This window comes from Streptomyces sp. SID3212 (assembly GCF_009865405.1).
Lineage (GTDB): Bacteria > Actinomycetota > Actinomycetes > Streptomycetales > Streptomycetaceae > Streptomyces.
In genome coordinates, this window is the sequence record NZ_WWJY01000876.1 from 1 (window position 1) to 6414 (window position 6414).

The window sequence follows — 6414 nt, forward strand, 5'->3', positions numbered from 1 at the left end:
CTGCGCATCGACGTCGGCCGGGGCCGCGCCCGGCCCGCGAAGCCCGCGGCCGAGGTACGGGCCGTCGCCGCGATCGCCGCGATGTGGGCGGTCACGGCGAGCAGCTTCACCCAGACCCCGCGCCCGCCCCGCGAACGTGTCGTCTCCGACGCGTGGGCCGTCGTACGCAGCACCATCGGCCCCTCGCTGGTGTCCGACGCCCCGACGCTGGTACGGCTCCGGGGCGCCTGGTGAGGCCACCCCCGGGACCCCGGCGCTCACCCCACCGCCGTCGTGTCGTGCGCGCCCATCGAGGCGGCGTACAGGAGCACCAGTTCGTGGCACCGGTACAGCGGCAGCCCCTGCGGGTCCAGGCCCGACAGGTCGAGCAGCGCGCCGTCCACCAGCGACTCCAGCAGCCGCTCCGCCGCCTCCTCCGGCAGCGACAGCCGCGTGCCGGCCTCGCGCGCCGAGAACGGTTCCGTGCCCCAGCCGGCCAACGCCGCCAGGGTCTCCCGTCCCTGGGGTGTCGTCCGGCGCACCGAGGGCAGCAGAGCCCGTCGCACGTCCAGATCGCCGAAGGACAGCTCGGCGAGCCGCGTCCGGGGATCCGCCATCCGGTCCGCGAACCGGCGGGCCGGCCAGTGCGGCCTGGCCGCCAGCCTGGCGCCCATCACGGCTAGGGCGAGCGGCAGCCCGCCGCAGTACGCCACGAGGTCGTCGGCGGCGTCGGGATCGGCCAGCAACCGGTCCCGGCCCGCCGCCGCCGCGAGGACGGCCAGCGCGTCGTCGTCGTCCAGCGCGGCCAGCGCCACCGTGTCGGCGCCCGTCACCCTGGCCAGCCGGGACCGGCTGGTGATCAGCACCGCGCACCGCGCGCCCGCCGGCATCAGCGGGGCCACCTGGAGGTCACCCGCCGCGTCGTCCAGGACCACCAGCAGCCGCTTGCCCGCGGTGCGGGCGCGGTAGAGCCGTACCAGCTCGTCCCGGTCCTGGGCGGCTCCCGCGCCGCCCGCGCCGTCGAGCCCCGGTTCCCCCAGAGCCCGCAGCAGCCTGACCAGCACCTCGCCGGGGTCCTTCGCGGTGCCGTCGGGACGGCACAGCTCGGCGAAGAGCTGCCCGTCGGGGAAGTGCTCCGCGCTGTCGACCGCCACCCGGACCGCCAGGGCCGTCTTGCCGACCCCCGCCATGCCGGTGACCAGCAGCCGCCGCGGCCTGCCGTCCGGCGACCCGAGCCGGGCCGTCAGCGCGGCCAGTTCGGCGTCGCGCCCCGCCAGTTCACCCTCGGCGGCGGGCAGCATCGCGGGAGCGCCGGAGCGCCCGAACCCGCCCGCCTCCGCGAGGCCCAACTCCCCGCCCAGCACGGCCTGGTAGGTGGCCCCCAGCGCCTCGCCCGGGTCGACCCCGAGCTGGTCGACGAGAACCTTGCGCCCCTCGTAGTACGTGTGGAGCGCGTCGGCCTGCCGCCCGCACCGGTACAGCGCCGTCATGAGCTGGGCGCGCAGCCGCTCCCGTACGGGGAACTCGCCCACCAGCCCGGTGAGTTCGGCGGTCACCTGCTCGTGCCTGCCGAGGGCGAGATCCGCCTCTATCCGGTTCTCCAGCGCGAACATCCGGGCCTCTTCCAGCTGCGGCAGCTCCGCCTCCAGCAGGAACTCGGTGACGTTCGACAACGCGGAACCGCGCCACCACCCCAGCGCCTCCGTCAGGAGCGCCTGCGCCTCCAGGTGCCGCCCGTCCTGCAACGCCTCGCGCCCGAGCCGGTCCAGCCGCTCGAACTCCACGACGTCGATCCGGGCGCCGGGCGCCCGCAGCACGTACCCGGGCTGGCGCCGGACGATCTCGACCTCTTCGCCGAGGTGCTTGCGCAGCCGCGAGATGTACGTGTAGATCTGCGCGCTGGCGGTGACGGGCGGATCCCATCCCCACAGCAGCGCGCCGAGTCTCGCGTCGGAGACCACCCGCCCACGGGCCAGCAGCAACGCCGCGAGGACCGTGTGCACCTTGGAACCGGACAGCGCGACCCATTCCCCACCACGCCGGGCCTCCACCGGCCCGAGAATCCTGAAATCCATGCGCCACTCCTTTCTGGTGTGACCGTCCCGCATGGATTCAGAAGCTAGGCGTCCGCCTTATCCGTGGGTTATCGCTCGGGAACCGGCCACCGATACCGGCCACGCGTGAGGGCGTGACCGGCACCGGCGGCCGGGGGGTGATCGGATGCGCGCGTGAGGTGACCGGGTGCCCGCGTGAAGTGATCAGGTGCCCGCGCGAGGTGATCAGGTCTTGTTCAGCAGGTTCCCCAGCTCGTTCTCGACCTCGATCTCGTGATGCTCCTTGCCCGCCGGGACCATCGCGTACGAGCTCTCCAGGAACCGCCGCAGCGGCGCGTTGTCGAACTGCACCAGCGCGACCCCGTCCGGCGAGTGGAACTCCAGGACGGTCTGGGCCCGCCCGCACGGCCACACCAGCACGTCACCCGTGCCGGACGGCAGGCGCAGGCCCGTTTCGAGCAGGTCGCGGGCGAAGGCCCAGACCACCTCGCTCCGGTCGAGGGAGACCTCGGGAGGGAACACGATGCGCATCGCGAGCGGATCGGCGCCGTCGTAGAGCAGTGTCACAGGGACGGTCCTGTGCTGGGCGGCGTCCGTGATCAGACGGGCTTTGGCGGGTTGTTCCACGACGGGTGGCATCGGCTCGCTCCTCTGGGGTGAGAGCCGGGGACGGTGAGTCTGGCGTCACGACCCCGCAGGCTTTATCGGACCTTCATTTCATAGTCACACAAAACAGTCAAATGGGGACATGTCGCTCCTGAGGGGTCGGGCCGCCTCACGCTTCCCCGCACCCCCTCGTTCCCCGGGAGGGCGGGTTGCATACAACCTGCTCTTGCGAGCTGTTCGCAAGAGGGCCCTATCATCAGACGGTTCCCCACCGTCGGCAGACGGTGACCACCGCCCGGTCCCCAACAGCCCCCGCAGGAAGCGGAGCCCGCCATGCATGTCCCCGACGGATTCATCAACGTGCCCGTCTCCGCCGCCGCCGGCGTGGTCGCCGTGGGCGCCGTCGCCGTCAGCCTGCGCGGCGCGCGCCGCGAGCTGGACGAGCGCACCGCGCCGCTGGCCGGGCTGGTCGCCGCCTTCATCTTCGCCGTACAGATGCTCAACTTCCCGGTCGCCACCGGCACCAGCGGCCATCTCCTGGGAGGGGCCCTGGCCGCGATACTCGTCGGCCCGTACACCGGCGTGCTCTGCATCTCCGTCGTGCTGCTGATGCAGGGCATCCTCTTCGCGGACGGCGGCCTCACCGCGCTCGGCGTGAACATCACGGACATGGCCGTGATCACCACCGTCGTCTCGTACGCGCTCTTCCGCGCGCTGGTGAGGATCCTGCCCCGCGCCCGCCGCTCCGTGACCATCGCGTCCTTCGTCGCCGCCCTGGTCTCCGTACCGGCCGCCGCGATCGGCTTCACCCTCTTCTACGCGATCGGCGGGACCACGGACATCCCGATCGGCAAGGTCCTGACCGGCATGGTCGGCGTCCACGTGCTGATCGGCATCGGCGAGGCCGCCATCACCGCGCTGACCGTGGGCGCGGTCATCGCCGTACGCCCCGACCTGGTCCACGGCGCCCGGGGCCTTTCCGCCCCGCTCAAGCTGCGGGTCGGCGGCGAACTGGTCGACGCGGCGCCCGCCGCCGCGCCCGTCCCCGTGGCGGCGCGGTCCACCCGCGCGGTCTGGGCGACGGGCCTGGTCGCCGCCCTCGTACTGGCCGGTTTTGTCTCGTTCTACGCCTCCGCGAACCCCGACGGCCTGGAGAAGGTCGCCGCCGACCAGGGCATCGACAAGAAGACCGAGCCGCACCACACCGCCGACTCCCCGCTCGCCGACTACGGCGTCAAGGACATCACCGACGCCCGGATCTCCGGCGGCCTCGCCGGCGTCATCGGCGTGGCCGGCACCGTCGCCGTGGGCAGCGGCATCTTCTGGGCGGTGCGCCGGCGCCGTACGGCCGACCGCGACGGCTCCGTGACGTCCTTCGCCGGCGGGAGCGTCTGACATGGGCGCCGGTCACGCCCACAAGCTCTACCGGCACGGCCACAGCCCGGTCCACGACCTGCCGCCGCACTGCAAGCTCGCCGCCGTCTTCTGCTTCGTCCTCGTGGTGGTCTCCACCCCGCGCGAGGCGGTCTGGGCGTTCGGCCTGTACGCGCTGCTGCTGGCGGCGGTCGCGGCGGCGGCCCGTGTCCCCGCCGGATTCCTGCTGCGGCGGATGCTCATCGAGGTGCCGTTCGTCGCCTTCGCCGTCCTGATGCCCTTCGTGGTCCCCGGCGACGAGATCCACGTCCTCGGCGTCCCCCTGAGCGTCCCCGGGCTCTGGGGCGCCTGGAACGTCCTCGCGAAGGGCACCCTCGGCGTGGCCGCGTCCGTCCTCCTCGCCTCGACCACCGAGCTGCGATCGCTGCTGCTGGGCCTCCAGCGGCTGCGGCTGCCGCCCCTGCTCGTCCAGATCGCCTCCTTCATGATCCGGTACGGAGACGTCATCACGGACGAGATGCGCCGGATGTCCATCGCCCGGCGCTCGCGCGGCTTCGAGGCGCGGGGCGTACGGCACTGGGGGGTGCTGGCCAAGACGGCGGGCGCCCTGTTCATCCGCTCGTACGAGCGCGGCGAGCGGGTCCACCTGGCGATGGTGAGCCGGGGCTACACGGGCACGATGCCGGTGATCGACGAGGTGACGGCGTCGCGGGCCCAGTGGCGGTACGCCGCCGCCCTCCCGGTGACGGCGCTCGCGGTGTGTCTGCTTGGCTGGACCCTATGACTCGGCCGGACCCCGTACCCCAGGACGCCACGCCCCTGGAACCCACACCCCACGCCCTGACGCCCCAGGACCCCACGCCCGAACCCGCACCCGCCACCGCCACCGCCCCCTCCACCCCCCGGCCGGCGTCCCTCGACGTCCGGGGCCTCGCCTACGCCTATCCCGACGGCCACCAGGCGCTCTTCGGCGTCGACCTGACCGTCGCGCGCGGGGAGCGGGTGGCGCTCCTCGGTCCCAACGGGGCCGGCAAGACCACGCTCGTCCTGCACCTGAACGGCATCCTCGACGCCGGGGCCGGCACGGTCGCCGTCGCCGGGCTGCCGGTCGAGAAGCGGAACCTCGCGGAGATCCGGCGGCAGGTCGGCATCGTCTTCCAGGACCCGGACGACCAGCTGTTCATGCCGACCGTCCGGGAGGACGTGGCGTTCGGCCCGGCCGCCGCCGGGCTGCGCGGCCCGGAGCTGGAGGCGCGGGTCACCACCGCGCTCGGACGGGTCGGCATGGCGGAGTACGCGGACCGCCCCCCGCACCACCTCTCGTTCGGCCAGCGCCGCCGCGTCGCGGTCGCGACCGTCCTGGCCATGGAGCCGGAGATCCTCGTCCTCGACGAACCGTCGTCCAACCTCGACCCGGCGTCACGGCGTGAACTCGCCGACATCCTGCGGTCGCTGGACATCACCGTGCTGATGGTCACGCACGACCTGCCGTACGCGCTCGAACTCTGCCCCCGCGCCGTCATCCTGAGCGAGGGCGTCATCGTCGCGGACGGTGCCACCCGCGATCTGCTCGGTGACGGGGCGCTGATGGGCGCGCACCGCCTGGAGTTGCCGTTCGGTTTCGACCCGAAGTCCGTGGCGCCGGGACCCGTCGCGTCGTAGGTATGTTTCTTCCGAGCGGTACGCGCGCGCGAGCGGCGACCGGATCGGAACAGCGAGCGGTACGACGGGCGGGAGTGCGGGCGTGGACGTCCAGGGCACGGTGGCGGCGGGCTTCGAGCCGGTCAGGGATGCCTTCGTACGGAACTTCGAGCGGCTCGGTGAACGCGGCGCGGCCGTCGCCGTCTACCGCGACGGACAGAAGGTCGTGGACCTGTGGGCCGGCACGCGGGACGTCGACGGGACGGAACCCTGGGCCCTGGACACCGCGCAGACGGTCCGCTCCGCCACCAAGGGCATCGCCGCCGCCGTCCTCCTCCTGCTCCACCAGCGCGGGCAGATCGACCTCGACGCCCCGGTGGGCACGTACTGGCCCGAGTTCAAGACGGCGGGCAAGGAGCGGGTGCTCGTACGGCACCTGCTCACGCACCGGGGCGGACTGCCCGCCCTGGACCGGCCGCTGACCCCGGCCGAGGCGATCGACGGCGAGTCGGGCGCGCGGGCGCTCGCCGCCCAGCGGCCCCTCTGGGAGCCGGGCACCGACCACGGCTACCACGCGCTCACCCACAACTGGCTCATCGCCGAACTGGTCAGGCGGGTCACCGGCCGGAGCGTCGGCCGCTGGATCGCGGAGGAGATCGCCGGGCCGCTGGGGCTGGACTTCTGGGTCGGGCTGCCCGCCGAGGAGGCCCACCGGGTCGGCCGCATCGGCCCCGCCGAGGCGCCGCCCGCCGCCGAGGGG

Annotated in this window: 6 protein-coding genes and 1 pseudogene; 5 read left to right on the forward strand and 2 right to left on the reverse strand. The window is 73.5% G+C overall.

All coding sequences use genetic code 11. The annotated features are described in order from the left end of the window. Positions 1-234, forward strand: a pseudogene (locus tag GT042_RS26430) (hypothetical protein); the annotation flags it as partial. Between the two features lie 23 nt (positions 235-257). Here GT042_RS26430 and GT042_RS26435 read toward each other — a convergent pair. Beyond that, positions 258-2054 carry an AfsR/SARP family transcriptional regulator gene (locus GT042_RS26435; protein WP_161311236.1) on the reverse strand — a complete coding sequence of 599 codons (1797 nt, stop codon included), beginning with the start codon at positions 2052-2054 and terminating at the stop codon, positions 258-260. A 204-nt stretch (positions 2055-2258) separates the two neighbouring features. Further along, complete coding sequence (locus tag GT042_RS26440; RefSeq protein ID WP_161311237.1) at positions 2259-2672, reverse strand: SsgA family sporulation/cell division regulator; 414 nt, start codon at positions 2670-2672, stop codon at positions 2259-2261. A gap of 300 nt (positions 2673-2972) precedes the next feature. On the opposite strand from GT042_RS26440, the gene GT042_RS26445 reads away from it, so the two are divergent. The 4 genes from GT042_RS26445 to GT042_RS26460 form a co-directional block, all read left to right on the forward strand. Next, on the forward strand, positions 2973-4034 hold the full coding sequence (locus GT042_RS26445; protein WP_161311238.1) for an energy-coupling factor ABC transporter permease: 1062 nt from the start codon (positions 2973-2975) through the stop codon (positions 4032-4034). Between the two features lies 1 nt (position 4035). Further along, positions 4036-4797 (forward strand): cobalt ECF transporter T component CbiQ, encoded by a 762-nt coding sequence (cbiQ, locus tag GT042_RS26450; protein WP_161311239.1) that lies wholly within the window; start codon positions 4036-4038, stop codon positions 4795-4797. Next, positions 4794-5675 carry an ABC transporter ATP-binding protein gene (locus GT042_RS26455; RefSeq protein ID WP_237531200.1) on the forward strand — a complete coding sequence of 294 codons (882 nt, stop codon included), beginning with the start codon at positions 4794-4796 and terminating at the stop codon, positions 5673-5675. The genes cbiQ and GT042_RS26455 overlap by 4 nt, the downstream gene beginning before the upstream one ends. Before the next feature lie 82 nt (positions 5676-5757). Further along, a partial coding sequence (locus tag GT042_RS26460) for a serine hydrolase domain-containing protein (RefSeq protein WP_161311240.1) occupies positions 5758-6414 on the forward strand: 657 nt, incomplete at its 3' end.

Excerpts from the sequence above, each read along its gene's own strand:
- GT042_RS26435 (WP_161311236.1), bottom strand. The coding sequence starts at position 2,054 with ATGGATTTCAGGATTCTCGGGCCGGTGGAGGCCCGGCGTGGTGGGGAA.
- GT042_RS26440 (WP_161311237.1), bottom strand. The coding sequence starts at position 2,672 with ATGCCACCCGTCGTGGAACAACCCGCCAAAGCCCGTCTGATCACGGAC.
- GT042_RS26445 (WP_161311238.1), top strand. The coding sequence starts at position 2,973 with ATGCATGTCCCCGACGGATTCATCAACGTGCCCGTCTCCGCCGCCGCC.
- cbiQ (WP_161311239.1), top strand. The coding sequence starts at position 4,036 with ATGGGCGCCGGTCACGCCCACAAGCTCTACCGGCACGGCCACAGCCCG.
- GT042_RS26455 (WP_237531200.1), top strand. The coding sequence starts at position 4,794 with ATGACTCGGCCGGACCCCGTACCCCAGGACGCCACGCCCCTGGAACCC.